Below are 21,119 nucleotides of genomic sequence, written 5' to 3'. Positions count from 1 at the left end.
ACAAGATGTGGAAAAAATTGCGCAAAGAAGGAAAAGAAATTGAAAGAAACAGGTTCCGGCAGAGAGAAAAAGGAGGATTTTATGGGAAAAATCATCATGTCGCCGAGCAAGTACATTCAAGCGAACGGAGCTTTAAAAGAGCTAAAACGCTATACAGAGGATTTTGGAAAACGTTTTTTTATCCTTGCAACGGATTCTGGTTTAGAACGAACTCAGGAAAGCATAGAGTCAAGCTTTAGAGGAACGGATAAAGAAATAAGCTTTGCAGTCTTTAATCGTGAATGCTGCAAAACAGAAATCAACCGTTTAATGGGAATGTGCAAGATGGAGAATTGTGATTGTGTGATTGGGGTCGGTGGTGGAAAGCTGCTTGATACCGCAAAGGCGGTGGCACACTATTTAAAGCTTCCGGTTGTCATCATACCGACGATTGCATCGACCGATGCTCCTTGCAGTGCGCTTTCTGTAATTTACACGGAGGACGGAACCTTTGAGGAATACTTAGTGCTTCCGAAAAATCCGGAAATTGTTATTATGGACACGGAGGTAATTTCAAAATCTCCGGCAAGATTCTTGGTTTCTGGCATGGGGGATGCGCTGGCAACTTATTTTGAAGCAAGGGCAGCGAAGCGGTCCAATGCAAAAAATATGGCGGGGCTTTACCCGACAAAGTCCGCTTTCGCATTGGCAACGCTCTGTTATGAAACTTTGATTGAAGAAGGTTACCATGCAAAATTAGCAGCAGAAAATCAAGTGGTTACTCCGGCGGTAGAAGCGATCGTGGAAGCAAATACCTATTTGAGTGGAATTGGATTTGAGAGCGGGGGATTAGCTGCGGCACATGCCATTCATAATGGTTTTACTGTGCTGGAAGCGTGTCACCACTTGTACCACGGCGAAAAGGTTGCATTTGGAACGATAGTGCAGCTTGTAATGGAGAATGTGCCAGAGGATGAGTTATATGAAGTGCTTGAATTCTGTGTGTCGGTTGGACTTCCAATTACCTTAAAAGAGATGGGGATTAAAAAAATAAAAGAGGAAGAGCTAAGGGAAGTTGCCAAGGTAGCGACCGCACCGGGAGAAACGATATTCAATATGCCGTTTGAAGTGACAGCAGAATCCGTTTATGCAGCGATTATTGCGGCAGATGCCATCGGTCGAGACTTTATATAGAGAAAAGTAATTTCCAATACAAGAAATGCGTCTTGATTCGGTTTTTTGAGCCTTTTCAAGGCGCATTTTTATGCTTATGAACAAAAAACGCAGTTTGATTGGACGCTGTTTCATGGAATGCTTTTTATTCATAATCTTGAATATAGGGTTTAATATACAATTGTAACTATAACTTATATATTACTTATAAGTATATTATTTTTTGTAAAAAAAGAGAAAATAATATCGTTTATGTGTCATTATCATATATACTATAAACAGCGTTTATGAAAGCGGGAAAAGGAAAATATGCACCAAATTATTTCAAAAGAATTTCAGTTTGCGCAACTACTTCGGTTTGCGTTTCCATCGATTGTCATGATGGTATTTTTATCACTGTATACGATTGTAGACGGTTTCTTTGTGTCTCGCTTTGTCGGCACTGATGCATTATCCTCTGTGAATATTACGTATCCTTTTACCAGTATTTCCATTGCATTGGGAGTTATGTTTGCAACGGGAGGGAGCGCGGTGACCGCGATTCGAATGGGCGAAAAAAAGATGGAGGAAGCAAACCATGCATTTAGCTTGATTGTCTTTTTTTGTTTTATACTTTCAGTCGCAATTGCTGTGCCGGCGCTTTTATGGATGGAGCCGCTTGTAAAAGCTTTGGGTGCAGAAGGGGAGCTGGTTCCTCTTGGCGTAGAATACCTTACGGTTTTAGTTTGGCTTTCCCCCATTTCTATTTTACAGATTTTATTTCAGAACTTTTTCGTGACTGCAGGAAAACCGATGATTGGATTGAGCTTGACGATTGCGGCTGGCTTTGCAAACATGATACTGGATTATGTTTTTTTGGGGATTGTAGGTATGGGAATTAAGGGAGCCGCTTATGCAACCGCAATTGGCTATTGCATCCCAGCAGCAGGCGGCATTTTTTTCTTTATAAAAAATAGAACTGGACTTTGTTTTGTCAAACCGAAGTGGAATAAAATGGTTTTGGCACAGAGCAGCTTAAATGGTTCCTCTGAGATGGTAACAAATCTTTCGATCAGCGTAACGACTTTTTTGTTCAACGTATTGACCATGAGGTACTTTGGAGCAGATGGTGTAGCTGCTATTACAGTTATTCTATATTGCCAATTCCTTATGACATCGTTGTTTATGGGCTTTTCCATGGGTGTTGCTCCTGTGATCAGCTATCATTACGGTGCAGTGAATACCACGTATTTGAAGCATTTAAAGAAGATGTGCTGGAATTTTATAGCTGTCTCGTCCTTATTGGTATTTGCAGTATCTTTAACCTTCACGGAAGGGATTGCAGCACTTTTTTCAGAAAGTTCAGTTGGTGTGTACGTGTTAATTTGCCGCGGAATGAGAATATTTTCTTTTTCTTTTCTTTTTGCCGGCGTTAATATTTTTGCTTCAGCGATGTTTACTGCGATTTCGGATGGAAAAACCTCTGCGATTATTTCATTTTCAAGAACCTTTTTATTTATTATTTTAGGGTTTATTGTTATGATACAATTATTTCATGTGGACGGCATATGGCTGGCAATCCCGTTTGCTGAATTTATTACGGCTTTGTTTGTCTTATGGCTGTTGCATAGAAAAAAACAAGATTTAAAAACAGAAAACGTATAATTTATTTCTATTTTCGGAAAGGGATGACATAAAAATGAAAATAAAAGGTCCGAATTTTGACGATAACAGGATGGAAGAGAGCGACGCTCTACAGGAAATGATAGAAGAAAGTCTGCGGGATCAAGAAGAGGTATCGTTAAAGCATATAAAAGGTGCTTGCTTAAAAGAGATGGTGTTAGAAGAAGTATCTTTCGATCAGGTGATTTTTGAAAATTGCAGTTTTATCAATGTTTCTTTTAAGAAGACATCTTTTAATGATGTTGTGTTTCAATCTTGCGATTTATCAAACTGCAAGGTATCAGAGAATTGGTTTCACCGCTGCGTGTTTCAAAATGTGAAAGGGACAGGAAGTGATTTCGGAGGGAGCAGATTTCTTCATGTAAAAATGGAAAATGCTAATTTCAAGTATGCCAATTTTACAGAATCAAAATTTGATACTTGTATAATGGAGCAGTGTGATTTGACAGATGCTTTCTTTTCTCAATGTGGGTTTAAGCAATTGGAGCTGAATGAAAGTAAGTTTGTACAGACGGAATTTTTCAAGACTCCTTTGAAAAAAATTGATTTTACTACTTGTGTGCTGGAAGGCATTCGTATCTCTTCGGAATGCAGAGAATTGAAAGGTGCAGTGGTTAATTTATTTCAAGCAGCAGAATTAGCGAAAATATTGGGAATTACAATCAAGGAATAGATTTTAGGGTAGTTCATGGCATTCCTTTCTTTCGTAAGATATTTTTTTTAATAACAGTATATGCTTTATTATATAATATCAAAGATACATCGTGTTTGTCATAGTTCTGTTTCATCTAAAAAAGGAGTAAAGATATTTCTGAAATTTTAGTAAAAGTCATTTTAAAGGATTGACAAATGAAATAGAATCTGCTAATATTTTATTATAAAAGTTAGCGATGCCTAACTAATCAACGCAACAAGAGGATTGAAATAGATCCTTACTTTTTTCAACATAAGTTAGCGAATGCTAACCGAAGTGGAAAATTTAGAAATACTTTTGATAAATAATATAGAAATAGTGGAAGAATAGATAAAATTTAAAGAGGATAGAAATGAAAAAAGCATTTGAAAATCTTTTAATCGAGCATTGCTCTCCAACCTTGGCAGGTTTAAAAACTGCAAATTTATTTTGTTATGAAGCGACAAAGGAACAAGTACAAAAGGACGTAGAATTTTGGAATCAAAAATTGCAAACGTTTGGTGTGAAAGCAACAATTGTAAAAAGATGCAATCATAAAAATAATTATCTAATTTATGTATTTCGTGAAAAACGTTTGATGGAAGATATGAGGGAAGCGGGAGTGATTGACTATTTAGCGTCCGCAGGTTATTCGGAGCCATTGCAGATGGAACGCTTATTGTCTCAATTATCCATTCGACTGGCAGACTGCACAGAATTTCCTCATGAAATCGGATTATTCTTGGGTTATCCTTTACAAGATGTGGTGGGATTTATCCGGCATCAAGGGAAAAATTTTTGCTGTAGCGGCTTTTGGAAGGTGTATCATAACCCGGAGCAGGCGCAGAAGCGTTTCTCACAGTTTAAGAAATGCATGGATGTTTATCGAAAAATGTATCAAAAAGGGGCCACTGTTACAAAACTTACAGTAGCAGCGTAACAAGGAGTGGTTATGCTTGTGAATAACTAATAAGCGCAATCGATTTCCTTAAAAAAAGTTTCTGGTATTGAATCAATCAATTTCAGAAACTTTTTTCATGTGTAAGAATACTTTTCTGGGCTTATTTTTCAATTACCATGAAATAAACATTCTTATTAAAATTACTATTGAATTCATTTTCTGCATTCTTTAATTCAGTAACTTCTTCTTTGGAAAGATCAGAATAATTTAATGCTTTTAATGAATCGAGATGCTGCTCTTGCATAATAGAATCCTCCTTCGGTATTTATTAAAAGTATGTGTAATATTTTTATTTTCATTCGTGGATTGCCCATAAAAAGCGATGCAATTATTATCCAAAAACAATTGAATCATATTGCTCAAAAGTTGAAAGGAGCATATAATATACATTCATTACGAGAGATTGTCATTATTTTATAACAAATAAAAAATTATATGGAGAAGTGGAAAATGAAACGAAAGCTAGTATACTCACTGTTATTTTTATTGATTTTTATAAATTTGACGGTAACAGAGGTCGCTTATGCGTCGGAACGTGCAGCATACGGACAAGAATCGGAACCCCAGATGACCGTTCATTTTATTGATGTAGGAGAGGGAGACTGCATCTTCATTGATTTTGGCGAATACGAAGTTTTAATCGACGCCGGTCCGGATGCAGCAGGACAAACCGTTGTTGATTACATAAGGCCTTATGTGGATGGTTCGCTGGATTTAGTAATTGCCACACATGTGCACCATGATCACATAGGTGGAATGGATGAAGTGTTGAAGGCTTATGATGTAAAAGAAATCATACATAGCGGTGACAGCTACCACACACGTTTTTATCGAGATTTTTATCTTGCGGTTAGGGAAGAAGGCTGTATTTATACGGAAGATGAAGATCGTGTGATTGAGCTGGGAAATGGCGCAGTTTTACGAATCATTGACGGCATAGATGGAAGTAAGAATATAAACGACAACAGTATTATTACACAACTTGAATACGGGGAAATAAAGGTGCTTTTTGTCGGCGATTTAGAAGAAACCGGAGAAGAAGCGTATTTGAGCCGATTGGGGCCGGTACAGGTATTAAAAGTTGGACATCACGGGTCGGCAACCTCTTCGGGGAGCAAATTCTTATCCGTGGTAAAGCCACAGATAGGGATTATCAGTGCAGGCTATGCAAATGAGGGGAAACATCCGCATATTCGTGCAATGCGGCGATTGTTTCAGGCTGGGACGAGCCTGTATGGCACCTTTCGTTCGGGAACAATCAAGATGACATTGGATAAAACCTCATATTCTCTTGATACCAACTGCACTTTACAGTATTCCGATGCAGGGATAAATCACATTAAAAAAGAGTCAGAGACAGAAATTTGGAGATAGTCTTAAGAAAAATTTAAGTTTTTTTTAAAAGAACGTTAAGGGAGCTTTAAGAGAATTTTAAAATTAGGTCAATCAAAAGGTGCTATACTCATAAATATCAGCCAGAGAGGATTTTCTTCTTTACATAAGGGAATATTCATAAATTGATGTTTCCTTATGTTTCAAGAGAATTAGTTTAACCTTAGAATCAGCTGAGATAGATATACGATAGAAACGTGAAAGATTCATAGTTCAAAGAGGAGAATTTAGAGAATGCAAAGGAAAAGAGTAACTCAGATTTTTCCATGGCTGCGGCCGCTACGTGCAAAGCAGAGATGCTTGTGCTTTTATACAAAGATGCACTTCGATGGAAACAATTATGCAAAACAACAAAATAAGGAATGCTTACCTTACCTTTGTTATGAAACAAAATCGATCCTAATCAATGAAAATACCGGATTTGACAGGGTTTATCAGGAAAATAAGGTATTCAACTTAAAACTCGTTGCGAAAACGATGGACAAGCTTGTGATTAAACCGGGGGAAACTTTCTCTTTTTGGAAGCTGGCCAGATATGCTGAAAAAAATGAAAAATATAAGGATGGATTGTGCTCGGTAGACGGTGAAATTGTTGCACGGCCGGGAGGCGGGCTTTGCCAGATGAGCAATCTGCTTTTTTGGGTATTTCTGCATACTCCTTTGAGCATAGTGGAAAGACATCCACATGCAGTCAGAGAGTTTCCTTATCAGGATGAAGAAATACCAGAAGGAACCGATGCAACTGTAAGCGAAGGATGGCTTGATCTGAAAGTAAGAAATGATACGATGCGTCAATATCAGCTCGTATTTGACTTTGATGAAGAGAACCTTTACCTCGGAATTTATTGTGACGAGCCAGTCGGCCACCAGTATGACATATATGCAAAGGATATTTCATATTTTCAGCAAAATAAAAAAGTATATCAAGAGGCAATTATTTGCCGTAAAAAGATCAATTTGGCAAGAGAAAAAGAAGAACCGGAGCAAAAACTCTATGTCAATCGAACACAAATTTCTTATGCTCTGCCGAAAACAATCGAAATTGGGTATCGTTAATGGGGATTGAGAAAGGGATAGCTTATGCGTAAAGTAAAAGCATTAGATCAAGATAATAAGAAGAAAAAAATCGCAGTTTTATTTGGGGGATGCTCTTCGGAATATTCAATTTCTTTACAATCTGCTTACGCAGTTGTACAGCATTTTAATAAAGAACGGTATGAAATGCTGCTTATAGGTATCACAAAACAAGGGGAATGGTACCTTTATACAGGAGAAGCAGAAAAGATAGCGCAAGATACGTGGATGAATGAAAAAGACTGCACACCGGTAGTGATTTCACCAAGCCGCCAGCTTCACGGGATTCTGCTTCTTGAAAAAAATAAGATAAGGCGAGTTTCTTTGGATGCTGTGCTTCCAATGTTACACGGAAAAAATGGAGAAGATGGAACAGTACAGGGGCTTCTTGAACTTTCCGGAATTCCGTTGGTCGGATGCGGCACCTTAAGTTCTGCTTTATGTATGAATAAGAAATTAGCACATACCATTGTAGAAGCCTGCGGTGTTCGTGTTCCGAAGTCATTTGTCATTCAGAAGGGGTTTCATTTTGACCAGTTAAAAGAGCGTGTGGCTTCTCTCGGGTATCCGGTCTATGTCAAACCGGTAAAGGCAGGCTCCTCTTTAGGGATTACGAAAGTGAAAAGAGAGGAAGAACTGTATGAAGCTGTACAGAGGGCATTTTTAGAGGACGATGAGGTTATTTTAGAGGAAAATATAGAGGGATTTGAGGTCGGATGTGCAGTACTTGGAACGAAAGAGCCGATTATAGGTGCTGTCGATAAAATTGATTTGAAGCAGGGGTTTTTAGATTTTAATGAAAAATACGGGCAGAGAACAGCGACGATTCAGATGCCTGCTTTACTCGCACCGGAGCTGATTGAAAAAATTAAGCAAACAGGACTGAATGTGTATCAAGCATTGGGATGCTGTGGATTTTCCAGAGTGGATCTCTTTGTAACGCCCCAAGAAGAGCTTGTGTTTAACGAGGTGAATACGATTCCGGGATTTACGGTTCACAGCCGGTATCCAAGTATGCTTCAGGGAATTGGTTTATCTATGAATGAAGTACTGGATACGCTGATTGATAGCGCATTTGCATAAAAGCTTAAGCGGTGCAATGTAAGAATAATAATAAAATATTTTTGTTTTTTTCCTTTCTTTCTTGACAAAGCAAATCAGACAGTGGTATATTGAAAAAAAAGAAGGGCTTTCATTACTGACGGATAAGTGGGCAAAACCACAGGGGAATGAGAGCTGATATTGAGCCGACCGTCTGGGCAACATCGTATATTTCGAGGTTGCCTTTTTTTATGCAAAAAAAGATGATCTTTTAAACGGAGAGTGTGACGAAAAAAGCTTTGCAGCAGATGTCGCAAACAAAATCCAGAAAAATACGGTGTGTAGAACTAAGAAGTACAAAGGAAGATGGAGGTATTTATTATGTTTACACAGTGGGACGGATTTGCAAACGGAGAATGGCAGAATGAAATTAACGTTAGAGATTTTATTCAGAAAAATTATACACCATACGAAGGAGATGAAAAGTTTCTCTGTTCGGTGACCGAAAGAACGGAGCGCTTGATGCATAAATTGAATAATCTTTTCGCATTGGAGAGAGAATTTGGAGGTGTCTTGGATATTGATACGCAGACAGTGACCTCTCTTTTAAATTATAAGCCTGGATATTTAGATAAAGAGAAGGAATTAATTGTTGGATTACAGACAGATCGCCCTTTAAAGCGAGGTGTAAACCCGTTTGGCGGCTTGAAGATGACAAGAGATGCCTGCAAGTCATATGGATATGAATTATCCAAAAAAGTAGAAGACGAATTTCAATATCGTACCACGCATAATGACGGTGTTTTTCGTGTTTATAATGAGACAACCAAAAAAGCCAGACACTGCGGACTTATTACAGGTTTGCCGGATGCTTACGGAAGAGGACGAATCATTGGAGACTACCGCAGAGTGGCACTGTATGGGATTGACCGTTTGATTGAAGAAAAGAAAAAAGATAAGGAAAGCATTGGAGAAGAACTGATGGATGTGGATCACATTCGTCAGCTGGAAGAATTATTTCAGCAGATTAATTTTCTCGGTAAGCTGAAAGAAATGGCAGCTATGTACGGATTCGACATTTCAAAACCTGCACAAGATGCAAAAGAAGCGGTACAGTGGCTTTATTTTGGGTATTTGGGCGCAATCAAAGAGCAAAACGGAGCAGCGATGAGCCTTGGACGAACGACTACTTTCTTGGATATTTACTTTGAACGTGATTTAAAGAACGGCATTATTACGGAATCCGAGATTCAGGAAATTATGGATGACTTTGTAATGAAGCTTCGAATGGCTCGCCATTTACGGACTCCGGAGTATAATGAGTTATTTGGAGGGGATCCGATGTGGATTACCGAAGCTATTGGCGGAATGGGTGAAGATGGAAGAACCTTAGTGACGAAGAACTCTTACCGTATCCTTCACACACTGTATAATTTAGGAACATCTGCTGAACCGAATCTAACAGTTCTTTGGTCAAATCAGCTTCCGGAAAATTTTAAGCGTTATTGTGCAAAAGTATCTTGTGATACCGATGCGATTCAGTACGAGAATGATGATTTAATGCGTCCGAAGTTTGGAGACGACTATGCAATTGCCTGCTGTGTTTCCGCGATGCGTGTTGGAAAAGAGATGCAGTTCTTCGGGGCACGGGCGAACCTGGCGAAGATGCTGCTTTTATCTTTAAACGGCGGAAGAGACGAAAAGCAGAACATTCAGGTAGCACCGGAGAGTAAAGGATACACAGAGGAATACCTTGATTATGATAAAGTCGTGGAGCTTCTTAATTTTTATCGTTCATGGATGGCGAAAATGTATGCCAACACCATGAATGTCATCCATTATATGCATGATAAATACGCTTATGAAAAGACACAGATGGCACTGCACGATACTTCAGTACATCGTTATATGTCCTTTGGAGTAGCAGGAATGAGCGTTTTGGCAGACTCTTTATCTGCAATTAAATATGCAAAAGTAAAATGCATCCGAGATCAGGAAAGCGGTCTGATTACGGATTTTGAGATTCAAGGTGACTATCCTGCATTTGGAAACGATGATGACCGTGTAGATACAATTGCTTGTGAACAGATGGAGCTTTTCTTCAAGGAGCTAAAGAAAACACCGCTTTATAAGAATGCAGAGCATACCCTATCCGTTCTAACGATTACCTCAAACGTCGTATATGGAAAGAAAACCGGTTCAACACCGGATGGAAGAAAAGCAGGGGAAGCATTTGCGCCCGGAGCAAACCCAATGCACGGAAGAGAGAAAAACGGTGCGTTAGCGGCACTCAATTCCGTTGCAAAGATTTCCTACGAGTATTGTAAGGATGGCATTTCCAATACTTTTTCCATTGTACCGGAGGCACTTGGAAAATCCGAAGAAGAAAGAATATCTAACTTGGTGGCATTGCTGGAAGGCTATTTTGGGCAGATGGCGCACCACATCAATGTAAATGTATTGAATCGCGAAACTCTGTTGGATGCCTATGAAAATCCGGAAAAATATCCAAATTTGACGATACGTGTTTCCGGCTATGCGGTAAACTTTTATAAGCTGACGAAGGAACAGCAGCGGGAAGTGATTTCCCGAACCTTCCACGAGAGTGTGTGAGGTGGCGTATGCTGGGCAGAATACATTCCTTTCAATCCATGGGAGCCGTGGATGGACCGGGGATTCGGTATGTTATATTCATGCAGGGCTGTCCTCTTCGCTGTGCTTATTGCCATAATCCCGATACGTGGGAACAAGAGGCGGGTGACGTGTACGAACCGGAAGATGTGGTAAAAAAAATTCTGCGGTACCGCCCTTATTTTCAAAAGAATGGAGGCGTTACCATTACAGGAGGAGAACCACTTTTGCAGGCAGGTTTTATTTCGGAAGTGTTTCAGAGACTGAAAGAAGAAGGTATACACACAGCTTTGGATACCTCCGGAATGGGTTGCAGCGACAGAGAAAAAATAAACAACGTACTTGCTTATACAGATTTGGTATTGTGCGATGTGAAATTTCTTTCCGAGGCAGACTATCAAAAGCATTGCAGAGGAAGCTTTCAAACCGTTTGTTCTTTTTTAGAATTATTGAAAGAACAGCAAAAACCAGTTTGGATCAGGCATGTTGTAGTACCGGGACTAACCGATGCAAAAGAGCATATAAAAAAACTAGGTATGTTTTTAAACGCTTTTCCCAATGTGGAAAAGATAGAACTTTTGCCGTTTCGCAAGCTTTGCTTAGAAAAATATGAAGCGCTGGGTATTCCGTTTTCCTTAGAAGATACACCGGAAATGAAAGCGGAAGAAGTTAGAAGCTTATACCGGCATTTGGAATGCAGAAAAGATACAAAGTAACAGAATGAAATCAAGGGAGCACATAACGTGCTCCTTTGTCTTTATATTCTTGATTTAAGCCTTTCTTCTTTAGCAGTGGCAGGCTATAATATAGTAAATTGTTTATAATAAAAAGAAACGGCAAAGGGCCAATAAGGTGTCAATATGGGACAGAGTACAGAAGATAAAAAGGATAGTCTATCAAGAAGACTGATTGCGATTCGAAGAGATTTGCACTGCTATCCCGAATCCGGGTGGCAGGAATACCGTACCAGTGTACGAATTATAGAACATTTGGAAGAATGGGGTGTGAAATACCAATTTGGAAAAGAAATTCTTGATCCAAAGCTTAGAAGAGGATGCCCGAATGAGCAGGAGGACAAAAAAGCAATAAAGCGTGCGGTGAAAGAAACAAAGCGCAGCGATTTGATTGCAAAGATGGAAGGTGGCTTTACCGGAGTGATCGCGCGGATCGAGGGAGAGAAAAGAAGCAGTGAAAAGAGACCTGTATTTCTGCTCCGTTTTGATATGGATGCAAATGAGATACAAGAGTGTACCAGTGAGGAGCACCGCCCGTATAAAGAAGGTTTTGTATCACTGCATGATGGTATTATGCATGCCTGCGGTCATGATGGACACGTTGCCATTGGTTTGGGAGTTATTAAACAATTACAGGAAAATCGTGATTTATTTCATGCAGAGATTCGCATTTTATTTCAACCGGCAGAGGAGGGTGTTCGTGGCGCAGCTGCTTTTGCAAAAACTAATTTGACGCAGGGGGTTGACTATATGTTGTCCGGACACATTGGATTAAATGCAAATCGCTTGGGGATGTTTGCAGCAGCAACGACAGAATTTCTAGCAACGACAAAAATGAAGGTATCCTTTTATGGCAAAGCGTCACATGCAGGAAATTGTCCGCAGGAAGGAAAAAATGCTTTGGCTGCAGCATGTAATGCGACGCTAAATATCTTAGGTATTTCACGGCATAGCGAAGGAGATAGCCGGGTCAATGTCGGAGCCTTACGGGCAGACGGACCGGCGAATATAATACCGGATTATGCGGAGCTGGTACTGGAAACCAGAGGTAGTACCAACGAGGTAAACCAATATATGCAAAAGCGAGTAGAGACGATTTGCGAAGGTGCTGCTGAGATGGAAGGCTGTAAACATAAATTAGAGATAATAGGAGAGGCAGGCTGTGCATCCTGTAATACAGAACTTGCAGCCTTTGTTGTACAGCAGGCAAAGGCAAATCCTTTTTTCGATCAGATTGTCGATGAATTGGAATTTCATGCAAGCGAAGATGTGACTGAGCTGCTGAATGCAGTTCATGGACAAGGAGGGAAAGCAACTTATATGCTGTTTGGTACTTCTCTAAGTGCACCGCACCATAACGATTGTTTTGATTTTGATGAAGGTGTGTTAGAACCGGCAGCAGAACTTTTTTTTCAATGTATATTAGAATTATGTAAAAAGAAAGAGATCAGCCAGCTGATCCCTAAAAAGAATTGATTCTGTTTATTTTCGCTTCATACGGCGCAGCTTATCCTTTGTTTCCTTATCCACTCGAAGCGATTCGATCGTTTTCTGTAAAGCTTTATTATAGGTAAAATCATCCAGATTATTTTCTGAGAGAAAGTACAAGGTCTTTTCCGGAAATTTTACAAAACACATTGAAATTGCCCAAGCTACTGCCATCTTTACATAGTAGCCTTCATGCTTGATTTGATCCATTTCAGAAAGAACCATATCGATGTATTCGTCAAAGATATAATAATCCATCAGCATTACAATTGCAAATCGTAGGAAAAATTCCTGATCAGAGTGGAGATAGGGCTGTAGGAAGGAAAGCATTTCCTCCCTATGCTTTGCGGTATCTTTCAGGCTACTGCAAAAGCTGTCACAGACTGCCCAGTTATTTATTTTAGGAATAAAGCCTTTTATATAAGAGAGACGGTCTGAATAGTCCATTTTTGCATAAGCGATGACGAGGCCTTGCAGCAGGATTTCTTCATAATAGTCATCAGAGGCACCTTTTAAATAGAGGCTCCATTCATCTTTTGCAATCTCTTTCGCAAAGCTTCGAAGCTTTGGAATACGAATGCCGATTATGTTATGGACACCTGGAACCAGATTGCTGTGAAAGCTTTTATACGCCTCATCTGACATGGAAAAAAGGTGTGATTTAATTTCATTTGAAGAGAGGTTCATCATTCTATCATTCTCCTCCTTTTCTTTCTGCGGTTATATTTTATCCAGTTTTTTACCGCGAAGAGTCCTAGAATCGTTATAATTGGCGCAAGACCCCAAGCGGCAAAGTTACCTTTGCTGGCTAAGACCTCTGTCCAAAGCTGGTCCATTCTTAAATTAGTTTCATCGGATAAGTTGATAAATTGTTCCGATTGTGCCAATATTTCATCGGACGGATAAATGATTTCATTGTTTTGTGTTGCTTCGTCCAGTAAGTCAAAGGCGGCTAAATTTGGTGTGGAGTAGCCGATGTATTCGATATTATCAGCTGCTACTTGCGGCTCATTTAAAAAATTAATATACATTTCAGCTGCTTCTTGGTTCGTGCTGTTTGCAGGGATGCAGGCTGCATCGACAAAGAGATTCGTTCCCTCCTTCGGGACAGCAACTGCGAGAGCTTCATTTGAGTCCATCATGGCTAGGGTATCTCCGGCATAATAAGGAGCCAATATGGCTTCATTTGCTTCCATTTTATCAAAAATTTGATCCATGACATAAGCTTGTACCAAAGGCTTTTGCTCCTTTAAAAGATTAGCAGCTTCTCGAAGCTGTTTTGGGTCTTCACTGTTCAGGGAGTAGCCGAGTGTCTTTAATGCAATACCAAACGAATCTCTCGAATTGCTGAACATCAATATTTCATTTTTATATTTTTCATCCCATAAAATGTTCCAGCTGTCAACGGGCTCTTTGATTTTCTCTTTATTATAAATAATAACGACGGTTCCCCAGGTGTAAGGAAGAGAATAAACGTTCCCCGGGTCGTAACTGTTTTCTTCAAATAATGGATTCAGGTAGGTTTCATTCGGCAGATTTTCGCGATGTAAAGGAGCCAGCATTTCTTCTTTTATCATACGAGCAATCATATAATCCGATGGGAAAATAACGTCATAGTTAGAGCCACCGCTTTTCATCTTTGCATAAAGCTCTTCATTCGTTGCAAAATTTGTATAATTGACCTTAATCCCTGTCAATTTTGTAAATTCCTCATTAATATTCATTAAACCGTCGCTGCCGTTGGATAAGTATTCGCCCCAATTATAGACGCTGATGGAAATACCTTTTCCCTGAAAGCGCTCATAGTAGCTAGGATCCTTCAGTTCCAATGCAGAAGAAACCGTAGAGGAGAAGGAAAATAAAAGCAGGGCACTGACTGTACAGCAAAAAAATTTCAAAAGATTTTGTTTCATCGCAGTGCATCCTCCTTTTTTCGCTGCTCTTTTTCCAAACGTGCGTCATTGATGTTTACCAAAATCAGAATCAAGAGAACAACAATAAAAATGATTGCAGATAAAGCGTTGATTTCAGGACTGACACGTTTTCTGGTCATAGAATAAATCAAAATCGGCAAAGTTTGGAACTTATCGCCGCTTACAAAATAACTGATATTAAAATCATCCAGTGAAAAAGTAAATGCCATCAAAAATCCGGTTACGACCCCGGGCATAATCTCAGGGAGCGTTACCTTTGCAAAAGCCTGCCAGGGAGTACAGCCTAGGTCCATTGCTGCTTCGAATAGGTAATGATCCATTTGTCGCAGTTTTGGCATAACACTCAATATGACGTAAGGCAGATTGAAGGTGATGTGCGCCAGTACTAAAGTAAGCAGCCCGAACTTAATTCCCATTAAGACGAAAAGCAGCATTAAAGAAACACCCATAACGATTTCCGGATTGATAACCGGAAGATAGGTGACATTCATGACTACTGTGCGGGAACGCTTTTTCATATTGTGAATGCCGATTGCTGCCGCAGTACCTAGAACCGTTGCGATGACCGAGGCGATGACGGCGACTAGCAAAGTTGTGATAAAAGCGTTTAAAATTGCGTCGTTGTGAAAGAGTCTTTCATACCATCGGAAGCTGAAACCGGTCCAATGCCCTCGACTTTTACTCTGATTAAAGGAATATAAAATCAATACAAAAATAGGTGCATAGAGGAAGGTGAGTATAAGGCCGGTGTAGCCTTTGGAAAGCCATTTGCTCATATCAGCATACCCTCCTTTTCTTCCACATCGCTAAACATATTGGTCAAGGCCATGCAGATTAAGATGATGACCATAAGCACCATTGAAAGTGCTGAACCAAGATTTGGATTGTAGGCATTACCTAAAAACTGCATTTCAATCAAATCACCAATGAGCATATTCGAGCCGCCGCCCAGCATGCGTGAGATTACAAAGGTGGAAACAGAAGGAACAAAGACCATCGTAACACCTGTAGTGATTCCCGGCATACTCAGTGGGATAATTACATTTTTTAAAATTTGAATGGAATTACATCCTAAGTCTTGTGCGGCTTCAATTAGGGAATAGTCGATTTTTGTCATGACAGAGTATAGAGGAAGAATCATGAACGGAAGATAGTTATAGACCATCCCCAAAACGACTGCGCCTGATGTATTAATCATTTCAAAGGGTCCAAGTCCAAAAAAACCAAAAAAACGGTTAATCAGTCCGTTGTTTTCTAAAAGTGTCATCCATGCATAGGTTCGAAGGAGGAAGTTCATCCACATAGGAAGCATAATCAAAAGGATGAGAGTCCTTTGATGGCTGGGTCTACTCCTTGAGAAGGTGTAAGCCAGCGGATACGCTAGAATTAAGCAGACTACCGTTGCAATAATAGCCAGCCAAATAGAGTTGAAAATGACTGGTGCATAGGCAAAGGCGTCTTTGTAATTATCTAAGCTGAAATGTCCGGAACGGTCGGTTACGGAAAAATAAGCAACCAAACCCAGAGGAATGATAATGAATAAAATCATCCATAAAAGATATGGAGAAGCGGTAGCTTTTATTTTCATTGTTCCTCCTCCTGTTTTGAATCTTCTTCGGGAGGCATTTTATGCATGATGTGTATATCCTCCGGAATGATAGACATGCCAATACTTGTTCCGACTTCGTATTTTTGAGTCGTATGAATCATAAAGGATAAATCAGCGTGCTTTGCAATGATTTCCCAATGTACGCCTTTAAAGATAATGGAATCCACAACAGCACTGAATTGACCCTGCTGCGGTGCTGTAATTTTCCAATCCTCAGGGCGGATGACAACATCCACTGCTTCTTTTTTATCAAATCCAAAATCAACACATTCTAATTTTTTTCCTGCAAACTCGACAAGATAATCTTCATGCATGATTCCATCCAAAATATTGCTTTCCCCGATAAAATCGGCAACAAAAGCATTGACAGGTTCATTATAAATATCAGTCGGTGAGCCAATTTGAAGGATATTTCCATCTTTCATGACGATGACTCGGTCTGACATGGTAAGTGCCTCTTCTTGATCGTGTGTGACATAGATAAAGGTGATATTCAGACGCTGTTGAATGCGTTTCAGTTCAATCTGCATATCCTTACGCAGTTTTAGATCCAAAGCACCCAAAGGCTCATCCAAGAGCAGAACACGAGGATGATTGACCAGTGCTCTTGCAATGGCGACACGCTGCTGCTGTCCGCCGGAGAGCTGGGTAACTTTCCGAAGCTCATAACCTTTTAGATTCACCAAAGCGAGCATTTCTTTTACTAATGCTTTTCGTTCGGTTTCTGAAAGCTTCTTGCTAATTTTAAGACCAAATTCGATGTTTTCATAGACATTCAAATGCGGAAAAAGAGCATATCTTTGAAATACGGTGTTCACGTGCCTTTTATAGGGAGGGACACCGTTCAGCCTTGTTCCATTAAAAAAAACGTCACCCTGATCCGGATCAATAAAGCCTCCAATAATACGAAGCGTGGTTGTTTTCCCACACCCGGAAGGTCCCAGCAGTGTAACGAATTCCTTATCATTAATGTCGAGGTCAATTCCATTCAGGATTTTTTCACCATCGAATTCCACAGAAATGTTTTGTAGACTAATTAAAGTATTGTTGTGCATTTTATGCATCCCCCTTTGCGGATTTAGTCATGCAGGACACTACCTCCTGCGTGGCCACAGGTGCTTTTGATATCACTCCCCCGCAAAAGGTTTTTGACCGTACCTACGGGTTTTCTATGGCACGGATTAAGGTGATACATACGCAGCTGTCGGTTGGCTAGATGCTAGTTAAAGCAAGGTAAAATATATCGAGAATCGCGAAAAATGTCAAGAGTTTTTCTCAAATTAAAAAGAAAGAGACGGTAAATCCAGTTTTATCCGTTTTTACTGTCTCCTTATGTTATAGTTCTTTTGCAGCACGGCGGACGGTGTCCATCCCACTGGTTAAAGCATCAAGCTGATCATTCAAAAGTGTCAGGTCAGCTCCATGCACATTGTGGTTCAGAAATAATTCTTCCATATGGTCTGTAATGATACAGACTTTCTCTGTGACAGAGAGGAAAGTTGAAAAATTACTGCTTTGTGCTGCATTTCTAAATTTATTCACATCTTTTGTAATGTAGTCTACAATTTCTTTTTCATCAGCAAATTTACCCTGCGGAATGGGATATGGCTTTACACGCTGCAGATAGTATTTTTCCTTATGAGTGATATTATAGATGTAGGAAATCGTTAAAGTGTCTGTTAGTTCAAATTCTACGAAATACATAACACTGCTGATTTCTTTTACTTTGGTTGCTCCTAACTGCCTTAGACTGACTTCAATTAAATCGCCTTCGATTGTATTTTTGTTCATCGTTTCACTCCCTTTCCGGATGATGACAGAGAAAGATAATTAAACAAACCGAACTACCAAATAAATGGTAGACAGCACCACAGAGAGAATCATCATAGGATATCCGATTTTTAGATATTGTACAAAGGTAATCGGGTAACCATGCTTATTACTGATACCGGATAATACAACATTTGCAGAAGCTCCGATTAAAGTTCCGTTTCCTCCCAGACAAGCACCCAGTGAAATTGCCCACCAAAGAGGTGTGACATTAAGTCCGCTTTGTTCCATAGTAAGGATAAGAGGAATCAACGTGGCAACAAACGGAATGTTATCCAATATGGAGGATAAGATAGCGGAAATCCAAAGAAGAGCCAACATAGTAACGGCCATATGTCCTTCCGTTGCTTTCATTAGCAGGTGTGCAAGCTTATCAATTACACCTACTTCTACCATACCACCAACGACGATAAATAGTCCAGTGAAAAATACAATGGTTGACCATTCGACTCCGGCAATAATTTCATCGACATCTTGCTTTCCGACAATGAGAATGATGCAGGCCGCTGTAAGAGCAACAATGCAGGATTCGATTCCAAGTGTGCTGTGCAGCATAAAACCAATTGCAACAAAAAAAGTTAAAATAACACTTTTTCGCATTAAAGATGGATCTTTTACGGATTTTCGTTCGTCTAACTTAAGAACCTCTTGTATTGCAGAATCGTCAACAATGAGATGTCTTCCATAAATGAAGTAAACACATAAGATCGTTATTGCTAAAATAACCAAAATGGCTGGGCCTAAGTTAACGATAAAGTCCATAAAACTCAGATGTGCGGCACTTCCAATCATAATGTTTGGAGGGTCACCGATGAGCGTTGCGGTACCGCCAACGTTGGAAGAGAGTATTTGTGTCATTAAGAAAGGAACTGGATTGATCTTTAGCATGCGAGTGATGGCAATCGTCATCGGCCCCATAAGCAGCACGGTGGTTACGTTGTCTAAAAATGCGGACAGCACAGCGGTTAGAAGCATGAAAAACATCATTATTTTCCATGGATTTCCTTTTGCCAGCTTTGCGGCTTTTATCGCAATATATTCAAATATACCGGAGTTTTTGACTACAGCGACAAACAGCATCATGCCGATTAAGACTCCGATTGTGTTAAAGTCAATGTACGAAATACAAGCATCGATGCTCAACACTCGCAATAAGACGAGCAATACAGAGCCGGTTATGGCAGCGACTGCACGATGCACTTTTTCAGACATGATTGCAACGATTACCACAATAAATATAACAATTGAGATGAATTGCTGTGAAATCATTCTTGATACCTCCAAATAATATTTTTTGGCCTATATCTTTATGCTTTAAGATAAGCAGATTAGACCAACTTATACATAATAGTCTTTTCTTTTCTAAAGTGCAATACAAAAAAATAACTTTTTAACAAGCAGCTAAAAAGTTATTATAATAAGAATATTACAAAAATATTGGTTATTCTTTGAGTTTATGCGGCTGGCGTTCCGATAGAAAAACCGCAGTTTTATAGATGTGTTCCTGCTCTTCTACCGTCATGCATTGCAAATATGACAACGTTTTTGTAATCAAATAATTTTCAGAGGGGCAAGGTGCTTTATTTTCAGAAAAGAATTCGGCAGGAGTTAGGTACAAGGCATTTAAGATTTTCTCTAAGCTGCCAATTGTGAAATTGCGTTCGCCTCGTTCGATCTTCCCTAAATGGGAAGGGTTTAATCCAGCTTTATGTGATAATTCTTCGATGCTGTAACCTAAAGCGTTACGAAATTCACGTATTTTAATGCCAATTTGTATTTGTAAATTATCCATAAATGCAACTCCTAACGACCTATATTCTCCAATATCATAACTCTTTTTATTTTCTGTCACAAAGTCATAAAAGAAATAATAAATAGTCCTTAAAAGTATTGACAGAATAATGCAGCCGCAATACACTAAAAGTACAGTAAAATATAAAAATTAATAAAGAAACACAAGGATTAAAAAAGTGAGGGGTTTATTATGAAATTACTGGGAAATTGGACTGGTGTTACTTATTTTGAACGGATTCATGATTATATTCCGGACACCCCATTGATTTTATGTATTGAAACGATAGACGAAGATGGGAATGTGAAGGGTAGGATTACGGAGATTATTTTGGATGAGAAAGAAGCAAAAAGAGTTCAGGAATATACAAGAAAGACTTTTCCTGTCGTCGGATATATTGAAAGAGAATCCGGTAAACTGTATTTAAAAGAAGTAATTCTATCAGGAACGGATAAAGACAGTTTTACGGAAGGAAATTTACAGATTATAGCAGAAGTTGATTATGAAAAAGAAGAGATTGAGGGAAGATTTTATGATCTGCGCTGGAAGGAATGCGTTCAGGTATTAGAGCTGTCAAAATGCCATGCCGCGAAGAACGGATGTTGGCTCAATTTAAAGACGTCTCCATTGATTGATGCGATTGCAGAGGAAATGGGCGATTACACCGATTAAAATTCCGGTAATCATTCCCGAAAAAACAAGGACCGGAAAATAATAGAAGATCTTCATGCTTTCAACCAGAAAGGCAGCAATGATAATCTGACCGAGGTTGTGTGCAACACCGCCTGCCATACTTACGCCGATGATACTAAACCAGTTTGTCTTTTTCAGAAGAAGCATGCATAGAAAGCTGAATAAGGCACCGGCAAAGGAATAAGCGATGGCAAATACGTTGCCGAACAGCAGACCGGAAAGAACCACCCGAAGCAGATTAATAGAAAAGGCATAAGATGCACCAAGAGTGTAAAGTGCTACGAGGATAACCACATTGGCCAACCCCAACTTGATACCGGTGTTTCCGAAAGAAAACGGAATTAAAAACTCGATATAGGAGAAAATAAGTGCAAGTGAAGTAAGCGCTGCACTTATGGATAGTTTTTTGATTTTTAAAGATATCGTATTTTTAGACATAAGTTACCTCAAATA

At 39.4% G+C, this 21,119-nt stretch carries 21 protein-coding genes and 1 riboswitch; of the genes, 11 read left to right on the top strand and 10 right to left on the bottom strand.

The genetic code is table 11. From position 1 onward, the window contains the following. The first annotated feature begins 81 nt into the window (after positions 1–81). The 4 genes from U5921_RS04950 to U5921_RS04935 all read left to right on the top strand — a co-directional run bounded on the left by U5921_RS04950 (position 82) and on the right by U5921_RS04935 (position 4,427). Complete coding sequence (locus U5921_RS04950) at positions 82–1,173, top strand: glycerol dehydrogenase (RefSeq protein ID WP_324825955.1); 1,092 nt, start codon at positions 82–84, stop codon at positions 1,171–1,173. A 288-nt stretch (positions 1,174–1,461) separates the two neighbouring features. Then, complete coding sequence (locus U5921_RS04945; protein WP_324825360.1) at positions 1,462–2,796, top strand: MATE family efflux transporter; 1,335 nt, start codon at positions 1,462–1,464, stop codon at positions 2,794–2,796. A gap of 34 nt (positions 2,797–2,830) precedes the next feature. Further along, positions 2,831–3,487 (top strand): pentapeptide repeat-containing protein, encoded by a 657-nt coding sequence (locus U5921_RS04940; protein ID WP_324825359.1) that lies wholly within the window; start codon positions 2,831–2,833, stop codon positions 3,485–3,487. Between the two features lie 373 nt (positions 3,488–3,860). Further along, positions 3,861–4,427 (top strand): DUF3793 family protein, encoded by a 567-nt coding sequence (locus U5921_RS04935; protein ID WP_324825358.1) that lies wholly within the window; start codon positions 3,861–3,863, stop codon positions 4,425–4,427. A gap of 121 nt (positions 4,428–4,548) precedes the next feature. Here U5921_RS04935 and U5921_RS04930 read toward each other — a convergent pair whose 3' ends face one another. After that, the gene (locus U5921_RS04930) at positions 4,549–4,692 is read right to left on the bottom strand and encodes a hypothetical protein (RefSeq protein ID WP_324825357.1); all 144 of its coding nucleotides are present in this window, start codon (positions 4,690–4,692) and stop codon (positions 4,549–4,551) included. 206 nt (positions 4,693–4,898) lie between these two features. On the opposite strand from U5921_RS04930, the gene U5921_RS04925 reads away from it, so the two are divergent. The 6 genes from U5921_RS04925 to U5921_RS04900 all read left to right on the top strand — a co-directional run bounded on the left by U5921_RS04925 (position 4,899) and on the right by U5921_RS04900 (position 12,796). Then, positions 4,899–5,822, top strand: coding sequence for a ComEC/Rec2 family competence protein (locus U5921_RS04925; protein WP_324825356.1), 924 nt, complete (start codon positions 4,899–4,901; stop codon positions 5,820–5,822). Between the two features lie 252 nt (positions 5,823–6,074). Next, positions 6,075–6,896, top strand: a complete 822-nt coding sequence (gene vanW, locus U5921_RS04920) for a glycopeptide resistance accessory protein VanW (RefSeq protein ID WP_324825355.1) — start codon at positions 6,075–6,077, stop codon at positions 6,894–6,896. Between the two features lie 24 nt (positions 6,897–6,920). Then, entirely contained in the window at positions 6,921–7,997 is a 1,077-nt protein-coding gene (gene vanG, locus U5921_RS04915) for a D-alanine--D-serine ligase VanG (protein ID WP_324825354.1), read from the top strand. A 101-nt stretch (positions 7,998–8,098) separates the two neighbouring features. Further along, positions 8,099–8,182: riboswitch (ZMP/ZTP riboswitch) on the top strand. 154 nt (positions 8,183–8,336) lie between these two features. Further along, positions 8,337–10,568: a formate C-acetyltransferase gene (pflB, locus tag U5921_RS04910; protein WP_324825353.1), complete on the top strand. Its 2,232-nt coding sequence runs from the start codon at positions 8,337–8,339 to the stop codon at positions 10,566–10,568. 8 nt (positions 10,569–10,576) lie between these two features. Next, positions 10,577–11,302 (top strand): pyruvate formate-lyase-activating protein, encoded by a 726-nt coding sequence (gene pflA / locus U5921_RS04905; RefSeq protein WP_324825352.1) that lies wholly within the window; start codon positions 10,577–10,579, stop codon positions 11,300–11,302. A 144-nt stretch (positions 11,303–11,446) separates the two neighbouring features. Continuing rightward, on the top strand, positions 11,447–12,796 hold the full coding sequence (locus U5921_RS04900) for an amidohydrolase (RefSeq protein ID WP_324825351.1): 1,350 nt from the start codon (positions 11,447–11,449) through the stop codon (positions 12,794–12,796). A 6-nt stretch (positions 12,797–12,802) separates the two neighbouring features. Here U5921_RS04900 and U5921_RS04895 read toward each other — a convergent pair whose 3' ends face one another. The 8 genes from U5921_RS04895 to U5921_RS04860 all read right to left on the bottom strand — a co-directional run bounded on the left by U5921_RS04895 (position 12,803) and on the right by U5921_RS04860 (position 19,973). Next, the gene (locus U5921_RS04895) at positions 12,803–13,498 is read right to left on the bottom strand and encodes a DNA alkylation repair protein (protein WP_324825350.1); all 696 of its coding nucleotides are present in this window, start codon (positions 13,496–13,498) and stop codon (positions 12,803–12,805) included. Next, entirely contained in the window at positions 13,495–14,721 is a 1,227-nt protein-coding gene (locus tag U5921_RS04890; protein WP_324825349.1) for a spermidine/putrescine ABC transporter substrate-binding protein, read from the bottom strand. The genes U5921_RS04895 and U5921_RS04890 overlap by 4 nt, the downstream gene beginning before the upstream one ends. Further along, complete coding sequence (locus U5921_RS04885) at positions 14,718–15,518, bottom strand: ABC transporter permease (RefSeq protein WP_324825348.1); 801 nt, start codon at positions 15,516–15,518, stop codon at positions 14,718–14,720. Before U5921_RS04885 ends, U5921_RS04890 begins: the two co-directional genes overlap by 4 nt. Beyond that, a complete protein-coding gene (locus U5921_RS04880) occupies positions 15,515–16,330 on the bottom strand; it encodes an ABC transporter permease (RefSeq protein WP_324825347.1) in 816 nt (271 codons plus the stop codon). Before U5921_RS04880 ends, U5921_RS04885 begins: the two co-directional genes overlap by 4 nt. Further along, on the bottom strand, positions 16,327–17,406 hold the full coding sequence (locus U5921_RS04875; protein WP_324825346.1) for an ABC transporter ATP-binding protein: 1,080 nt from the start codon (positions 17,404–17,406) through the stop codon (positions 16,327–16,329). Before U5921_RS04875 ends, U5921_RS04880 begins: the two co-directional genes overlap by 4 nt. A gap of 280 nt (positions 17,407–17,686) precedes the next feature. Continuing rightward, complete coding sequence (locus U5921_RS04870; RefSeq protein WP_324825345.1) at positions 17,687–18,142, bottom strand: hypothetical protein; 456 nt, start codon at positions 18,140–18,142, stop codon at positions 17,687–17,689. A gap of 39 nt (positions 18,143–18,181) precedes the next feature. Next, the gene (locus U5921_RS04865; protein WP_324825344.1) at positions 18,182–19,450 is read right to left on the bottom strand and encodes an ArsB/NhaD family transporter; all 1,269 of its coding nucleotides are present in this window, start codon (positions 19,448–19,450) and stop codon (positions 18,182–18,184) included. A 172-nt stretch (positions 19,451–19,622) separates the two neighbouring features. Then, positions 19,623–19,973, bottom strand: coding sequence for a helix-turn-helix transcriptional regulator (locus U5921_RS04860; RefSeq protein ID WP_324825343.1), 351 nt, complete (start codon positions 19,971–19,973; stop codon positions 19,623–19,625). A gap of 192 nt (positions 19,974–20,165) precedes the next feature. Here U5921_RS04860 and U5921_RS04855 point away from each other — a divergent pair, with 192 nt between their 5' ends. Further along, positions 20,166–20,645, top strand: coding sequence for a hypothetical protein (locus U5921_RS04855; protein WP_324825342.1), 480 nt, complete (start codon positions 20,166–20,168; stop codon positions 20,643–20,645). On the opposite strand, the gene U5921_RS04850 is transcribed toward U5921_RS04855, so the two are convergent. Next, a complete protein-coding gene (locus U5921_RS04850; protein WP_324825341.1) occupies positions 20,586–21,104 on the bottom strand; it encodes a Gx transporter family protein in 519 nt (172 codons plus the stop codon). The genes U5921_RS04855 and U5921_RS04850 overlap by 60 nt on opposite strands. Between the last annotated feature and the right edge of the window lie 15 nt (positions 21,105–21,119).

The sequence above is a fragment of the Sinanaerobacter sp. ZZT-01 genome, assembly GCF_035621135.1.
Lineage (GTDB): Bacteria > Bacillota > Clostridia > Peptostreptococcales > Anaerovoracaceae > IOR16.
This window is presented reverse-complemented; position numbering and strand designations above follow the sequence as displayed.

Excerpts from the sequence above, each read along its gene's own strand:
- U5921_RS04885 (WP_324825348.1), bottom strand. The coding sequence starts at position 15,518 with ATGAGCAAATGGCTTTCCAAAGGCTACACCGGCCTTATACTCACCTTC.
- U5921_RS04875 (WP_324825346.1), bottom strand. The coding sequence starts at position 17,406 with ATGCACAACAATACTTTAATTAGTCTACAAAACATTTCTGTGGAATTC.
- U5921_RS04880 (WP_324825347.1), bottom strand. The coding sequence starts at position 16,330 with ATGAAAATAAAAGCTACCGCTTCTCCATATCTTTTATGGATGATTTTA.
- U5921_RS04900 (WP_324825351.1), top strand. The coding sequence starts at position 11,447 with ATGGGACAGAGTACAGAAGATAAAAAGGATAGTCTATCAAGAAGACTG.
- U5921_RS04890 (WP_324825349.1), bottom strand. The coding sequence starts at position 14,721 with ATGAAACAAAATCTTTTGAAATTTTTTTGCTGTACAGTCAGTGCCCTG.
- pflA (WP_324825352.1), top strand. The coding sequence starts at position 10,577 with ATGCTGGGCAGAATACATTCCTTTCAATCCATGGGAGCCGTGGATGGA.
- U5921_RS04940 (WP_324825359.1), top strand. The coding sequence starts at position 2,831 with ATGAAAATAAAAGGTCCGAATTTTGACGATAACAGGATGGAAGAGAGC.
- U5921_RS04895 (WP_324825350.1), bottom strand. The coding sequence starts at position 13,498 with ATGATGAACCTCTCTTCAAATGAAATTAAATCACACCTTTTTTCCATG.
- U5921_RS04945 (WP_324825360.1), top strand. The coding sequence starts at position 1,462 with ATGCACCAAATTATTTCAAAAGAATTTCAGTTTGCGCAACTACTTCGG.
- U5921_RS04865 (WP_324825344.1), bottom strand. The coding sequence starts at position 19,450 with ATGATTTCACAGCAATTCATCTCAATTGTTATATTTATTGTGGTAATC.
- U5921_RS04855 (WP_324825342.1), top strand. The coding sequence starts at position 20,166 with ATGAAATTACTGGGAAATTGGACTGGTGTTACTTATTTTGAACGGATT.
- vanG (WP_324825354.1), top strand. The coding sequence starts at position 6,921 with ATGCGTAAAGTAAAAGCATTAGATCAAGATAATAAGAAGAAAAAAATC.
- U5921_RS04850 (WP_324825341.1), bottom strand. The coding sequence starts at position 21,104 with ATGTCTAAAAATACGATATCTTTAAAAATCAAAAAACTATCCATAAGT.
- U5921_RS04935 (WP_324825358.1), top strand. The coding sequence starts at position 3,861 with ATGAAAAAAGCATTTGAAAATCTTTTAATCGAGCATTGCTCTCCAACC.
- U5921_RS04870 (WP_324825345.1), bottom strand. The coding sequence starts at position 18,142 with ATGAACAAAAATACAATCGAAGGCGATTTAATTGAAGTCAGTCTAAGG.
- U5921_RS04950 (WP_324825955.1), top strand. The coding sequence starts at position 82 with ATGGGAAAAATCATCATGTCGCCGAGCAAGTACATTCAAGCGAACGGA.
- U5921_RS04925 (WP_324825356.1), top strand. The coding sequence starts at position 4,899 with ATGAAACGAAAGCTAGTATACTCACTGTTATTTTTATTGATTTTTATA.
- pflB (WP_324825353.1), top strand. The coding sequence starts at position 8,337 with ATGTTTACACAGTGGGACGGATTTGCAAACGGAGAATGGCAGAATGAA.
- U5921_RS04860 (WP_324825343.1), bottom strand. The coding sequence starts at position 19,973 with ATGGATAATTTACAAATACAAATTGGCATTAAAATACGTGAATTTCGT.
- U5921_RS04930 (WP_324825357.1), bottom strand. The coding sequence starts at position 4,692 with ATGCAAGAGCAGCATCTCGATTCATTAAAAGCATTAAATTATTCTGAT.
- vanW (WP_324825355.1), top strand. The coding sequence starts at position 6,075 with ATGCAAAGGAAAAGAGTAACTCAGATTTTTCCATGGCTGCGGCCGCTA.